Source organism: Exiguobacterium sp. SH31, from assembly GCF_001816105.1.
Classification (GTDB): domain Bacteria; phylum Bacillota; class Bacilli; order Exiguobacteriales; family Exiguobacteriaceae; genus Exiguobacterium; species Exiguobacterium aurantiacum_A.
In genome coordinates this window covers 17,787-31,737 of sequence record NZ_LYTG01000041.1, presented here as the reverse complement: position 1 = coordinate 31,737, position 13,951 = coordinate 17,787, and the positions used below count along the sequence as shown (strand labels likewise).

Genomic DNA, 13,951 nt, shown 5'->3' with positions numbered 1-13,951 from the left:
GAACCGAACGCAAACTGGTTTCGTAAATCAATTGAGTTGTCTCTAGTATATAGGAGAAAGGGAGTGATTTCAGTGCATATCTTTTTTCGAGTGTGGCGCGGGTTATCGAAATTATCGTTTCTGAACGTCGTGTTGGCATCACTCGTCATTATTTTGACCGGTACCGTCCTCGGTTACTGGCTCGAGCCGGAGACGTTCCCGTCGATGTTCGATTCGTTCTGGTGGACGATGACGACGCTGACGACGGTCGGTTACGGTGATTTCTTCCCGTCAACTGTTGCCGGGCGTTGGCTAGGCATTTTCTTGTTCCTGTTCGGGATCGGGATTATCGGGGCTTTGATCGGAAAACTCGTTGAGGTCGGTGCGACGTTTCAACGTTTAAAACGGGAGGGAAAGCTAGTGTATCGAGGAGAAGGGCATTACGTCTATATCGGTTGGTCGCCGAAGACGAAGAAAGCGATCGACGAGGTGCTCAGCTATGAGCCGAAGGCGGAGATCGTCTTGATCGATCAATTGAAAGAAGAACCGTACGATCATGACAACGTCCATTTTGTCCACGGTGACCCGTCCGATGAGGCGGTGCTCCTGCAGGCGAACATTTTGAAAGCGCGTCGGGTCGCCATCTTCGCGGATGCGCAGATCAGCGAGACGTTGCTCGCCGACGGGAAATCGCTATTGATCGCGTCAGCCGTCGAGGCGCTGTCGTCGGAACGAAATGTTGACCTACATACGGTCGTCGAAGTATGCGAAGAGCGGAACATCTCAAAGTTCAAACACGTGCGCATCGACGACTTTATATTGGCGAACGATTCGGTATCGCTCCTCATGGCGAAAGCGACGTTACAGCCGGGCACGACATCGATTTTTCGGCAACTGCTCAGCAAGCAGTCCGGTGGCAACATTCAAGCGCTCGCGCCGAAACCCGAGTGGGCGACGGTACGGGACGCTGTTGAAAACTTGTTGCACCAGGGCGTCACGTTAATTGCCGTCAACGACCGTCTCGATTTCGCGACGGCGCTCGATACAACGCTTGAGCCGAACGACACACTCTACATCGTCTGTCATGACGATGCGTGGGAACGTCTAAAGCAAGGAGGAATTTGATGCATAACGGAACGTTTATCCGCAAGATGACACGTATGCAAAACGTGCAGCGGTGGGATGAATACGCGCCGCACTATCACGACAACGCCGCGAGCCATAGTTTCCGCGTCGCCGTGTTCAGTTTGATCGCGGCCTATTATGAAGAGAACAACGGACGGGACGTCAACTTGCTCGATGTGCTCGGCAAGGCGTTGTTCCACGATATGAACGAGGTGCAGACCGGCCCGATCATGCACCGGACGAAAAAAGAGCCGACGCTCAAAGAACATATCGAACGGATGGAGCGGACGGCGAGCCTCGGGTTGGTCGACTTGTTGTCACAGTCGCTCCGGCCGCACTTTTATCGTTTTCTCGTCGAAGCGGAGGACGATTCGTTCGAAGGACGGATTGTCGACGGGATCGATTCGTTCGATGCGATGCTGTTCGTGCGGCGTGAAGTCGCACACGGATCGCCACACTTCGTCGAGAAGCTCAAAGAGATGAAAGCGATGCTCCGCAACCATCCGCTCGAGTCAGTCCGCTGGCTCTATGAGCAAGTCGAAATGGAGACGGACGTCGCGACGTTCATCGAGAACGTCATGCGGATGGATAGCGTCCGGCGCTGGAAAGGCCGTTTCAACACGATTGACGACAACGACGCCATCCACGGTTTCCGGGCGGCGGCGCTCGGTCTGTTCAGCGGCTTGCTCGAGCGTGAGAAGTACGGGGTCGAGGTCGACGTCGCCGAACTGACTGCGCGCTTGCTCTGTCACGACCTCGTCGAAGGCGTGACCGGGGACGTGCTCGGTCCGGTGAAGCACTCGACGGCCGAGACAGGTGCTGCGTTCGAGGCGTATGAACGGGCCGAGAGCGAGGCGTTATTGTCGCTCCTCCCGGAATACATGCAACCGGCGTTCCGGCGCTATATGGCCGATTCGAAAGATGCGACGTACGAAGGGTCGCTCGTCGATATGATGGACAAGCTCGACGCGTTGATCAAGATGAACATGGAGCGGAAGATGAACGGGGCCGAGTACGAAGTCACGTACCGGGAACAACTCCGAAAAGTCCAGTCGCGCTATGAGAATCCGAGTATGATTTTCTTCCTCGCCTACATTTTGCACGATCTCGATTATGTCACGAGTTAAACGAGTCGCAGACGACCTGTCTGCGGCTTTTTTTATATCATTCATTGACATATATCATTTAACGATATATATTAGGAGTAAGAAGTATATCAATGAATGATAGAGGAGGCGAGACGATGCCACGGAACGATACGATTGGGCTCGGGGAGTTGACCGACAGCACATTTTACATCTTGCTCGCGCTGACCGAGCCAAGACATGGGTATTTGATCATGCAGTTCGTCGAAGAGTTGACGAACGGGCGGGTGCAGATCGGTCCGGCGTCGATGTACACGATCATCAAAAAACTCGTGAACGCGTCGCTGATCGAGCCGCTCGACGGGGACGGGAAGAAGAAGAGTTACATCATCACAGACATCGGGCGCGCGTTGTTACACGAAGACGTGAAACGGCGCCAAGCGATGGTCGACGACGCACGTTTCATTATGGAAGGGGAGGGCCACAGATGAACCGAAAATATATGGCGAGTTGGGGCCTCGCGTTCGCTGAAGAACGTGAGATGGAGAAGTTGGGACGGATGGCCGCGCAGGGCTGGCATTTAGAGAAGTTTGCACCGCTCGGCTATACGCTCGTCGAAAGGGAACCGGCGGACGTCCAGTATAGTCTCGATTATCGTAAACGACCGGACGAGGATTATTTCGAGCTGTTCCGCGCGAGCGGCTGGGAACACGTCACGTCGAGCGGGGACGAGATTCACGTGTTCAAAGGGAGTCCGGACGCGCGACCGATTTACTCGGATCGTGAGACGACACACGAGAAATACGCTCAAGTCGAAGGGCAGATGGGGAAAGTCGCGTTGGTACTGCTCATCTTATGGATTGGCCTGTTTATGTTGCTTGAACTGGATTGGTCGGGACTCGTCGAGACGGGATTGATCATGGTCCAGTTGCTCGTCACGATCGGACTTGTCTTCACAGGTCTCCCGTATTTAGGCTATCTCGTGAAGCGGAAACGGCTCGATCGTAAAGGATGACTAGGCGGATGGCACAAGCCATCCGTTTTTGTTTTGGTCAACTGAACTATTCGAACAAAAAATAGTTAGGTGCATAGAACTGTTTTTCGGAAATCCTCTGTTCAACTAAAGTGGAATCGGGCATGATATTTTATGAAAGCGCTTGCATCTAATTTGATAGGAGGAAAACGCATGATGAAGAGACGACAAGGGTTTGCGGTCATCGCTGGCGTCACGGCTGTTGCACTGCTAGCCGGGCAACCGGTCGCACAAGCAGCGACGCCTCAAAACGGTACGATGATGCAGTATTTTGAATGGTACGTTCCTAACGACGGCTTACATTGGAATCGATTATCGAACGACTCCCAGAACCTGAAGGACATCGGAGTGACGACGGTATGGATCCCGCCGGCGTATAAAGGGACGTCGCAAAACGATGTCGGTTATGGGGCGTATGACTTGTATGACCTCGGTGAGTTCAACCAAAAAGGGACCGTCCGGACGAAGTACGGTACGAAAGCGCAGCTCCAATCGGCGATCTCGAACTTGCGTGGTAAAGGTATCGGTGTCTACGGCGATGTCGTCATGAACCATAAGGGTGGTGCCGACTATACCGAGTCTGTCCAAGCGATCGAGGTGAACCCGTCGAACCGGAACCAAGAGACGTCAGGGGAATACGGCATCTCGGCCTGGACCGGCTTCAACTTCGCGGGCCGCAACAATACATACTCGCCGTTCAAGTGGCGCTGGTATCACTTTGACGGGACCGACTGGGATCAGTCACGCAGCTTGAGCCGAATCTACAAGTTCAAGAGTACGGGCAAGGCGTGGGACACGGACGTCTCGAACGAAAACGGCAACTACGACTATCTCATGTATGCCGACGTCGACTTCGAGCACCCGGAAGTCCGCCAAGAGATGAAGAACTGGGGCAAGTGGTACGCCGACTCACTCGGACTCGACGGGTTCCGCTTGGACGCGGTCAAGCATATCAGTCACGCGTATTTGCGTGAATGGGTGACGAGCGTCCGGCAGACGACCGGCAAAGAGATGTTCACGGTCGCCGAATATTGGAAGAACGACCTCGGCGCCATCAACGACTATCTCGCGAAGACCGGTTACACGCACTCTGTCTTCGATGTACCGCTCCACTATAACTTCCAAGCGGCCGGCAATGGCGGCGGCTTCTATGACATGCGCAACATTTTGAAAGGCACTGTCACCGAGCAGCATCCGACGCTCGCCGTGACAATCGTCGACAACCATGACTCACAACCAGGGCAGTCGCTCGAGTCGACGGTCGCCAACTGGTTCAAACCGCTCGCCTATGCGACGATCATGACGCGCAGCCAAGGCTATCCGACGCTCTTCTACGGAGACTACTACGGGACGAAAGGGACGACGAACCGGGAGATCCCGAACATGTCGGCCTCGCTCCAACCGATCATGAAAGCACGTAAAGACTTCGCCTACGGGACACAGCACGACTATCTCGATCATCAAGACGTCATCGGTTGGACACGTGAAGGCGTGAGTGACCGGGCCAAGTCAGGTCTCGCGACGATTTTGTCTGACGGACCGGGCGGATCGAAATGGATGTACGTCGGCAAGCAGAACGCCGGTGAAGTGTGGAAAGATATGACGAACAACAACACCCGTCTCGTCACAATCAATAGCGACGGCTGGGGTCAGTTCTTCGTCAACGGGGGTTCGGTGTCGATTTACACCCAACAATAATGACTTCGAACAGAGGGACACCATCCATATCGGATGATGTCCCTCTATTTCACGTTTGTAGCAGACGTTGCACGAGCTTCGTATTCCACATCCCGTATCCGATCAAGGCACCAATCAGATTCAACATGAAATCATCGATGTCAAAACTGCCGCGTCGAGTGACGAGCTGGATGACTTCAAGGGTGAATAATAGCACCGTCATGAATCCGACGAACTTACCGATTCGATTCACCGATTTTATAAACAGCGGCACATAGATTCCCATCGGTAAGAATAGCAATACGTTACCACCTAAATTTTTGATTGGGATGTCCACATTCAAGCTTCCGTCCTTGATCGATTGGATATAAAGGCGAATCGTTTCAAACGGGACAAGATTCGAGGAGGCCTGAATGTATTCGACTAACGATAAGTTAGTAAAAAGTTGGCCGCGCCCCCCGCTGAACATCAGGACGAACAGTCCAATCAGATACAGGATGAAGCTCAGTTTGATCATTTTTTTCATGTCTTAAAATCAACTCTTTCTGAATTCATCTTTTGTGCAACGTACATTATACAATACAAGTAAATCGGTTATTCCGGTCGTGCTCACTCAATGATTTGCACGTTCAATCAATCTGTTTCTAAAATCTAACACTCTTTTAAGATAATACATGGTATAATTACCTGGTATTAGTTTAGGTGGGGAAGATGACCATACGGATACTATGAATTCACCTTCACGAACGTCGGTTGTCGGTTTCATTTCATATCATCACTTTAGACGCGTCGTGAACGCTGTCGAATTCAAGGAGGCTCACATATGAGTAAAGAAAAGATCGCCCAGCTACGTAAACACGTCTCGCCTTTTGAAAAGGCAGACGTCAAAGTCAGTGTCCGGCAGATGATCAACACGATCCTGCCGTTCCTCGTCGCCTGGTTCCTCGCGTACCAAGCACTTCAAGTGTCGGTATGGCTGACGATTCCGCTCGCCGTCATCGCGGCCGGGTTTGTCGTCCGCATGTTTATCATCTTCCACGATTGCACGCACGGTTCGTTCTTCAAAAACAAGAAAGCGAACGCCGTCGTCGGCACGATCATGGGTGTGTTGACGCTGTTCCCGTACGAGAAGTGGAAACGGGAGCATTCGATCCATCACGCGTCGAGCGGTAACCTCGATAAGCGCGGTGTCGGTGACATTTGGGTCATGACGATCGAGGAATATGTCGAGGCCTCGAAATGGACGCGTCTGCAGTATCGTCTCTATCGCAACCCGCTCGTCATGTTCGGTCTCGGACCGCTGTTCTTGATTCTCGTCACGAGCCGGTTCAACCGCAAGGACGCCCGCAAAAAAGAGCGGACGAACACGTATGTCATCAACCTCTCGCTCGTTGTGCTGTATAGTCTGATGATTTATTTGGTCGGCTGGCAGGCGTTCTTAATCGTTCAAGGGACGACGATGTTCACGGCCGGTGTCCTTGGGATTTGGCTGTTTTACGTCCAACATACGTTCGAAGACTCGTATTTCGAAGATGAGAGCGAATGGGATTACGTCAAAGCGGCGATCGAAGGCAGTTCATATTACGAGTTGCCGAAAGTGTTGCAGTGGGTGACAGGCAATATCGGCTTCCACCACGTCCACCACTTGAGCCCGCGCGTGCCGAACTATAACCTCGAAAAAGCGCATACGGCGACGCCGCCGTTGCAAAAAGCGACGACGATCGGATTGTTCTCTAGTTTAAAATCGCTTCGTTACAAATTGTACGATGCGAAAAATATGACGTTCGTCACGTTCCGCGACATTAAGCATCTGTTGCGCGACCCGAAGACAACTTTATAAAAAATGTCCTGCTGAATCGTTTCAGCAGGACATTTTTCGGTTCATGCATCTCAGCGTTTCCAGACCCAGTCGTCACTCTCATACTTTTCAACTAAGCGAGCAATCTCATCTTGCTGTTCTGACGTGAACACGAGCGGCTCGAACGTCAGTTGAAACGCGTCGCGGAACCCGTCCTCAAACGCCGCAGCGACTTCGTCGAACGTCACGAAGCGGCCGAGCGTCTCGTTCAAGGCGACCGCTTTGCTGCTGAACCGTGCTTTCGCTTGTGCTTTCTCGTCCGCCTCCATCTTAAAGCAATCGAACAGGACGTCGTCGTCGATCGATAGCGGGATCGACCCGTGCTGCAAGACCGCCCCTTGGTGCCGGACTTGAGCACTACCAGCCACTTTACGGCCGTCGACGGCGAGTTCGTAGTAAGAAGCGGCGTCGAAACAGACGGCCGACTTCGGTTTCCGCAATACTTCGCGGTCTTCTTCGGTCAACGGTACCGAGAATTCGGCCGGGACACCGAGCGCTCGGTAGCCGCGCCTGACGCCTTCGGTCAACAGGCGATAGCTCTCGATGACGTTTGTCGGGAGTGTCGGCGTCGTTTCGGGCAAGATGACGCTATACGTCAATTCGTCGGCGTGTAAGACGGCCCGGCCCCCGGTCAAGCGGCGGACGACGGGGATGCCGTTCGCTGCGAGCGCCTCACGGTCCAGGTCACGTGTCGCCCGTTGGAAGCGCCCGACACTGATCGCGTGCGGGGCCCATGAATAGAAGCGGAGCGTCGGCTTCAGCTCGCCGCGGGCGACCCAGCCTGAGACCGCTTCATCGATCGCCATGTTTTCAGCCGGAGCGAGTGATTGTGTCGTTAAAATGTGCCATGTTGTATCAGTCATCGTGTCTCTTCTTTCTCTCAATCGATGGGCAACATCGTATGGCGACGTGCCTTATGGACTTGTTCGTCGGCGTGATACGACGAGCGGACGAGCGGTCCGGCCTCGCAATGTGAGAAGCCTTTTGACAACGCGATCTCTTTCAACTCGGCAAACTCGTCCGGGTGATAGTAGCGTTCGACGTCGAGGTGTTTTTTTGTCGGCTGTAAATATTGACCGAGCGTCAATATATCGACGTCATGGGCGCGTAGATCATCCATCGCTTGGATGACTTCTTCTCGTGTCTCGCCAAGGCCGAGCATGATCGACGACTTCGTCGGGATGTCCGGATTCAGTTCTTTGGAACGTTTTAAAAATTCGAGCGTGCGGTCGTACGTCGCTTTGGCCCGGACGCGCGGCGTCAAGCGGCGCACCGTCTCCAAGTTATGGTTCATAATGTCCGGCCCCGCGTCGATCAACGTCTGAAGCGCCGAGAAGTCGCCCATCATGTCGGACGGCAATACTTCAATCGATGTTTCCGGGTTCAACGCGCGCACGGCACGGACCGTCTCGGCGAACACGGTCGCCCCATAATCGTTCAAGTCGTCGCGGGCGACGGCGGTGATGACGACGTGTTTCAAGTTCATGAGCCGAACCGACTCGGCGACGCGCTTCGGCTCTTCCCAGTCGAGTTCGTTCGGTTTACCGGTCGTGACCGCGCAGAAGCGGCACGCCCGTGTACAGATGCTCCCGAGGATCATGAACGTCGCCGTGCGGCGGACAGCCCAACATTCATGGATGTTCGGACATTTCGCTTCCTCGCACACCGTGTTCAAATTCTTCTCTCGCATCATCTTTTTAAGGCCGGTATACGTCTCATTCGTATTCAACTTGATCTTCAGCCATTCCGGCTTTCGTTTCAGTTCCCCTCTTGCCATTTCGGATTCCCCCTTTATCATGTCAACCCCTATCGAAATGAGTTTACCAAAAAACAGGTGCGAATCGAACCACTCAAATTATTGGCTTTGCCAATACAGGTGGAACGTGTTGCAAGACAGGTCATATGTTTCAAAATGGTTACGCTTTCATTAAAGTCATTGTTTCCCATTTTTTGAATTGCTATACTGACGTTGACCACCTGAATAATGACCATATGTAACTGATTCGATCAGGCATGGGGTGAACGAGCGTTGGTGAGGCAACGCTTATTCCTCCATGCCTTTTTGTTTGTGGTCGGGGGAACTTTCAAAAAGGAGTGAAAACATGAACAAAGTACTGAACTGGACAGCAACACTCGGATTGACGACAGCGTTACTCGTCTCGTCCGTCCCGATGGCAAACGCCGTCGTGGCAGAGGAGACGCCGGCACAATCGATTGAAGCACGGGTGAACGCGCAACTCGAGGCGATGACGCTCGAACAGAAACTCGGACAGATGATCATGCCAGACTTCCGACTTTGGAACGGGGCGAACCATACGGCACTCGCGCCAGATGTGGCGCGGGTCATCGACCGGTTCGACCTCGGAGGTGTCATCTTGTTCGCGGAAAACGTGACCGAGACCGAACAGACGACGAAACTCGTTCACGACCTGCAAGAAGTCGTCAAGCAAGACGACAGCAACGACGTCCCGCTCTTCATCACAATCGACCAAGAAGGCGGGATCGTGACCCGGCTCGGGACCGGCACGAACTTACCGGGGAACATGGCGCTCGGGGCGACGCGGAGCAGCCAATATGCGTATGATGCGGGGAACATCATCGGGTCAGAGCTGAACGCGCTCGGGGTGAACGTCAACTTCGGTCCGGTCTTAGACGTCAACAACAATCCGGCCAACCCGGTCATCGGGGTGCGCTCGTTCTCGAGTGACCCTGAGCTCGTCGGCGAACTCGGCTCAGCGATGACGCAAGGGATTCAAGACCAAGGCGTTGCCGCGACGGCGAAACATTTCCCGGGGCACGGCGACACGGCGGTCGACTCGCACTACGGCTTACCGATCGTCGATAAGTCACTCGAAGACTTGCGCGGCCTCGAGCTGTTGCCGTTCAAACGGGCCATCACGGAAGGCATCGATATGATCATGACGGCCCACATCGGGATGCCACAAATCGAGGACGAGGTCGTCAACTCTCCGCGCGGCACGTTCCCGCTCCCGGCGACGCTCTCTGACGACGTCATCACCGGCGTCTTGCGTGACGAGATGGGCTATGACGGCATCGTCATCACAGACGCTTTGAACATGCAGGCGATCGCGGACAACTTCACCGAAGCCGAGGCGGTCATCAAGACGTTTGAAGCGGGCGTCGATATCGCCCTCATGCCGACGATTTTACGGTCGAACGCAGACGTCGTAAAACTTGAGACGATCTTTGAAGACGTCATGGCGGCTGTCGAGAGCGGTCGTTTGCCAGAAGCGAAGATCGATGAAGCGGTCGAACGGATCTTGAAACTGAAAGCGGAACGCGGGATTTGGAGCGAGTCAGTGGATACGACGACCCTCGAGGCGAAACTTGCGGAAGCGAACACGGTCGTCGGCAGTGCCGAGCATAAGGCGAAAGAGCGTGAAATCGCCGAAGCAGCCGTCACGCTCGTGAAGAACGACGACAAGACGCTCCCGTTCAAACCGAAAAAAGGTGACACGGTGCTCGTCATCTCGCCAGCGAAAGACCAGACCGACAGCATGGTCAAGACGATCAAATCGCTTAAAAAGAACGCGGGCAACATGAAACAAGTGAACGTCATCACGGCGAACTATACGGCGTCAACGAAACACTTGGATCAAAATCCGGCCCTTAAAGAGAAGCTCGATGCGGCCGACTATATCATCGTCGGCTCGAACGTGAACAACAGCGCCAAGCTGAAAGCGACGTCAGCGGACAATTACGTACCGGCAGAAGTGTTCCGCTATGCCAACGAGACGGGCAAGAAATCGGTGTTGCTCAGCCTTCGTAACCCGTACGATGTGGCTGTCCAACCGGATGCGCCGGCCCAGCTGCTCATCTATGGCTTCAAAGGTGACCCGAACGGACCGGACTCTGAAGCAGGTAACGGCAAGTCGGCTGGACCAAACCTTCCGGCTGGCATTCGCGCCATTTTCGGTGAAGTCAAACCAGGAGGCAAGCTCCCGGTCGACGTCCCGACGTTTGAGAACGGTATGTTCGGTGACGAACTCCACCTCGAATTCGGTGACGGCTTCAAGAACTGGAATAAATGAGAACAGCGAGCGCCCTTGAGGGTGCTCGCTGCTTTTAGTTTTGGTTTACGCCTCGAAGTAACTGACGACAAGGAGTCCAGGACCTGTGTGCGCGCCAATCGCTGAACCGACGATTGTCTTCGTCACGCTGGCCGGATTCATCTGTTCAAGCAGTAGTGCTTCCAGTTGATCGGCTTTGGCCGGGTCGTCCCCGTGACCGATAAAGATGTGATGTCCTTCGATGAGCGGTTTCGACTCGGTCATCCACTCGACGATGCGCCGCATCATTTTTTTATGGCCGCGAATCTTCTCGATCGGGACGAGCTTACCATCTCGGACAGTGAGCAGCGGTAAAATCGTCAACAAGTCCCCGATGAACGCGCTCGCTCTCGAGACGCGGCCACCGCGCATCAAGTACTCGAGCGATTCGACGGTGAACAAGTGGCGGATCTTCCCGACAAGCGACTCGGCGTAGGCGATCGTCTCCTCGTACGAGTGGTCTTGGCCGTATTCGGCGACCGTTCGGACGAACAATCCTTGTCCGACCGACGCGGTCCGCGTGTCGAGAATATGGAACGTGCTGTTCGGGTATTCTTCTTTAAGCAAGTTCCCGACCATGACGGCCGTTTGATATGTACCGGACAGTTCGCCCGAGAAGGCGAGGTAAAGGAACGGGATCTCAGACTCGAGATGTTGGCGGAAACAGTGTTCAATCCGGGCCGCCTCGATTTGGAACGTCTTCGGCGTCTTGCCGACACGCATCGCGTCATATACTTCTTTCGGCTGAATCGTCTCTCCGTCTAAAAACTCTTCGTTGTCGATGATGACCCCGAGCGGTAACATCTCGAGGCCGTATTCGACGATCTGGTCTTGCGTCAAATCAGCACCGGTATCGGTTATGATTTTGAACATGGTTGGATCACTCCTCTAGTAGTTGGTGTTCAATGTCACGGATCGGTTCGTTTCGCTGCCACATGCGATCAAGCTGAACGATGAGCGTCGCTTGTTCGTCTGTGTCGAGTGTTGCCGGGACGAGTCGGCTCGTCTCCCCGAGCACGTCATAGGCACGGCGGAGCACATCCTCGACGGTGAGCGGGATGTGAAGCAAGTCTTCGAGCGACGCCATCGTCTCCGGGATGATCGCCGGGTACGTGAATCGTGTCGCTTCGCCTTGGATGGCACGGTCGTAAAAGTCACGGATGAGGGCGGCACGAGCGCTGCCGCTTTTGCGGACGCTCAAATAAATTTGGACGGCGACACCGCCACGGACACGTCGCTGCGAGATGCCGGCGAACTTTTTACCGTCAATCGATAGATCGAAGCTACCCGGGCAGTACGAACCGACGATCTCGCCAGGCACGATTTTGTCCGTCACGTCTTTGAACATATTTTGAATGAGCGACGTCATCGCCTCATAGCCGCTATCGATTTGAATGCCGTCATTCTCGGGTAGAATAAGAGATAGGTTCAATACATCTTCGTCGAGGACGACCGCAAGTCCTCCCGAGTTACGGACGACGGGGCGATAGCCGTGTTCGTGCAGCAATCGGATGCCATCGCGCAGATGAGGCAGCCGCGCGTCTTGAATCCCGAGCACGACTGTGTTCAGATGGACCCAGGCCCGCAAGACGGCGCCTTGGTGTTTCGTCGACGCGCACAGCGTATCGTCCGTCGCGAACGATTGCTCGGCTTGAAACGCCGCACCGAGCGATGATTGGTCGATCAGGCGGTAGGTCGGTTGTCGTAAAAGTGGATGGATCATATACATAATTCCTTTTCAAAAAATAATATCTTCCTCATTATAGCATGGAGGGAACGACTCGGAAGAAGTCGAATCAGTACAATATAAAACGCAGGGGGCAGAAACATGTACACATCAAGAGGTCAGCTATCTGGGTCAAAAGTGTTTAAAGACCCGGTCCATCGCTATATATACGTCTACGATCATCTCATTTGGGAGTTGATCAACACGAAAGAGTTTCAACGGTTACGTCGGATCAAGCAGCTCGGGACGTCGTTTTTGACATTCCACGGGGCTGAACACACCCGATTCCACCACTCGCTCGGCGTCTATGAGATTGCCCGGCAGTTGATCGACCAGTTCCGCGACTATCCGGAATGGGACGATCGTGACCGGGAGCTGTTGCTCGCGGCGGCACTGTTGCATGACGTCGGGCACGGCCCGTTCTCGCACGCGTTCGAGCACGTCTTCTCGGTCCGCCATGAAATCTGGACGGAACGGATCATCTTAGGGAACACGGAAGTGAATAAAGTCCTCTCCGAGATGGGTGTCGGGTTCCCGGAAGAAGTCGCGGCCATCATCAACAAGACGCACCCGAACCGGCTCATCGTCAACATGCTCAGCTCACAGCTCGACGTCGACCGGATGGACTATTTACTTCGCGATGCCCATTTCGCCGGCGTCAGTTACGGAAAGTTCGACCTCGAGCGGATGTTGCGCGTGTTGCGGCCGGACGAAGATCAAATCGTCGTCAAACAATCGGGGATGCATACGATTGAAGACTATATCATGCGGCGCTATCAAATGTATTGGCAAGTCTATCTGCATCCGGCGACGCGTTCGAGTGACTTGCTATTAAAAGCCGTGCTCGAGCGGGCCCAAGAACTGCATGAATCGGGCTATGTGTTTGAGATGACACCGAAGCATTTCTTGCCGATCTTCAACCATGACGAGATGACGCTCGAACACTATTTGAAGCTTGACGAGACGATCGTCTACTTCTATTTCCAAGAATGGATGGACGAGGCAGACCCGATTTTGGCTGATCTGGCGAGCCGTTTCGTCAATCGTCGCCTGTTAAAGTATAAAAACTTCCCAGAAGCGAACCGTGTCCGCTATATGGACCGGTTACGGTCGACGATGGAAGCGATCGGGTTGCCGACGCGCTATTATTTGCTCGAGGACCAGCTCAGCCAGCTGCCATATGATCTATATAAAGGGCACGGCACGTACGAAGGGATTTACCTGCAGATGAACGACGGCGACCGTCGCGAGATTTCAGAGGTGTCGATGCTCGTCCAATCGATTTTGAATTCGCGACAGTCGGACGAGAAAATTTATTACCCTGAGGACGTGCTGTTGAACTTGAAAGACCACGCTTCAGAAAAATCATGGATGTTGTCAACGTTACGCGGCGATTGA

General features: G+C 53.9%; 13 protein-coding genes. 8 read left to right on the top strand and 5 right to left on the bottom strand.

Features of this window, described 5'->3' with window-relative positions; all coding sequences use genetic code 11:
• Positions 1-72 precede the first annotated feature (72 nt).
• The 5 genes from A6395_RS06675 (at position 73) to amyS (ending at position 4,920) form a co-directional block, all read left to right on the top strand.
• Positions 73-1,104 (top strand): ion channel, encoded by a 1,032-nt coding sequence (locus A6395_RS06675; protein ID WP_071398460.1) that lies wholly within the window; start codon positions 73-75, stop codon positions 1,102-1,104.
• Complete coding sequence (locus tag A6395_RS06670) at positions 1,104-2,231, top strand: YfbR-like 5'-deoxynucleotidase (RefSeq protein ID WP_071398433.1); 1,128 nt, start codon at positions 1,104-1,106, stop codon at positions 2,229-2,231. Before A6395_RS06675 ends, A6395_RS06670 begins: the two co-directional genes overlap by 1 nt.
• A gap of 116 nt (positions 2,232-2,347) precedes the next feature.
• On the top strand, positions 2,348-2,680 hold the full coding sequence (locus tag A6395_RS06665; protein WP_071398432.1) for a PadR family transcriptional regulator: 333 nt from the start codon (positions 2,348-2,350) through the stop codon (positions 2,678-2,680).
• Positions 2,677-3,204 (top strand): DUF2812 domain-containing protein, encoded by a 528-nt coding sequence (locus A6395_RS06660; RefSeq protein ID WP_071398431.1) that lies wholly within the window; start codon positions 2,677-2,679, stop codon positions 3,202-3,204. Before A6395_RS06665 ends, A6395_RS06660 begins: the two co-directional genes overlap by 4 nt.
• Positions 3,205-3,375: 171 nt before the next feature.
• Entirely contained in the window at positions 3,376-4,920 is a 1,545-nt protein-coding gene (gene amyS, locus A6395_RS06655) for an alpha-amylase (protein ID WP_071398430.1), read from the top strand.
• A 49-nt stretch (positions 4,921-4,969) separates the two neighbouring features.
• Here amyS and A6395_RS06650 read toward each other — a convergent pair whose 3' ends face one another.
• The gene (locus A6395_RS06650; protein WP_071398429.1) at positions 4,970-5,425 is read right to left on the bottom strand and encodes a VanZ family protein; all 456 of its coding nucleotides are present in this window, start codon (positions 5,423-5,425) and stop codon (positions 4,970-4,972) included.
• Between the two features lie 297 nt (positions 5,426-5,722).
• Here A6395_RS06650 and desA point away from each other — a divergent pair, with 297 nt between their 5' ends.
• Positions 5,723-6,739, top strand: coding sequence for a Delta(5) desaturase DesA (gene desA / locus A6395_RS06645; RefSeq protein ID WP_071398428.1), 1,017 nt, complete (start codon positions 5,723-5,725; stop codon positions 6,737-6,739).
• 50 nt (positions 6,740-6,789) lie between these two features.
• Here desA and A6395_RS06640 read toward each other — a convergent pair whose 3' ends face one another.
• On the bottom strand, positions 6,790-7,620 hold the full coding sequence (locus tag A6395_RS06640) for a lipoate--protein ligase family protein (protein ID WP_071398427.1): 831 nt from the start codon (positions 7,618-7,620) through the stop codon (positions 6,790-6,792).
• Positions 7,621-7,637: 17 nt separating this feature from the next.
• Entirely contained in the window at positions 7,638-8,555 is a 918-nt protein-coding gene (gene lipA / locus A6395_RS06635) for a lipoyl synthase (RefSeq protein ID WP_084812988.1), read from the bottom strand.
• A 304-nt stretch (positions 8,556-8,859) separates the two neighbouring features.
• On the opposite strand from lipA, the gene A6395_RS06630 reads away from it, so the two are divergent.
• Positions 8,860-10,809, top strand: a complete 1,950-nt coding sequence (locus A6395_RS06630) for a glycoside hydrolase family 3 protein (protein WP_071398425.1) — start codon at positions 8,860-8,862, stop codon at positions 10,807-10,809.
• Positions 10,810-10,854: 45 nt separating this feature from the next.
• On the opposite strand, the gene A6395_RS06625 is transcribed toward A6395_RS06630, so the two are convergent.
• The gene (locus A6395_RS06625) at positions 10,855-11,700 is read right to left on the bottom strand and encodes a DegV family protein (RefSeq protein WP_071398424.1); all 846 of its coding nucleotides are present in this window, start codon (positions 11,698-11,700) and stop codon (positions 10,855-10,857) included.
• A 7-nt stretch (positions 11,701-11,707) separates the two neighbouring features.
• Positions 11,708-12,550, bottom strand: coding sequence for a lipoate--protein ligase family protein (locus A6395_RS06620; RefSeq protein WP_071398423.1), 843 nt, complete (start codon positions 12,548-12,550; stop codon positions 11,708-11,710).
• Between the two features lie 105 nt (positions 12,551-12,655).
• Between A6395_RS06620 and A6395_RS06615 the strand changes: the two genes are divergently transcribed.
• Positions 12,656-13,951: an HD domain-containing protein gene (locus tag A6395_RS06615; protein WP_070328256.1), complete on the top strand. Its 1,296-nt coding sequence runs from the start codon at positions 12,656-12,658 to the stop codon at positions 13,949-13,951.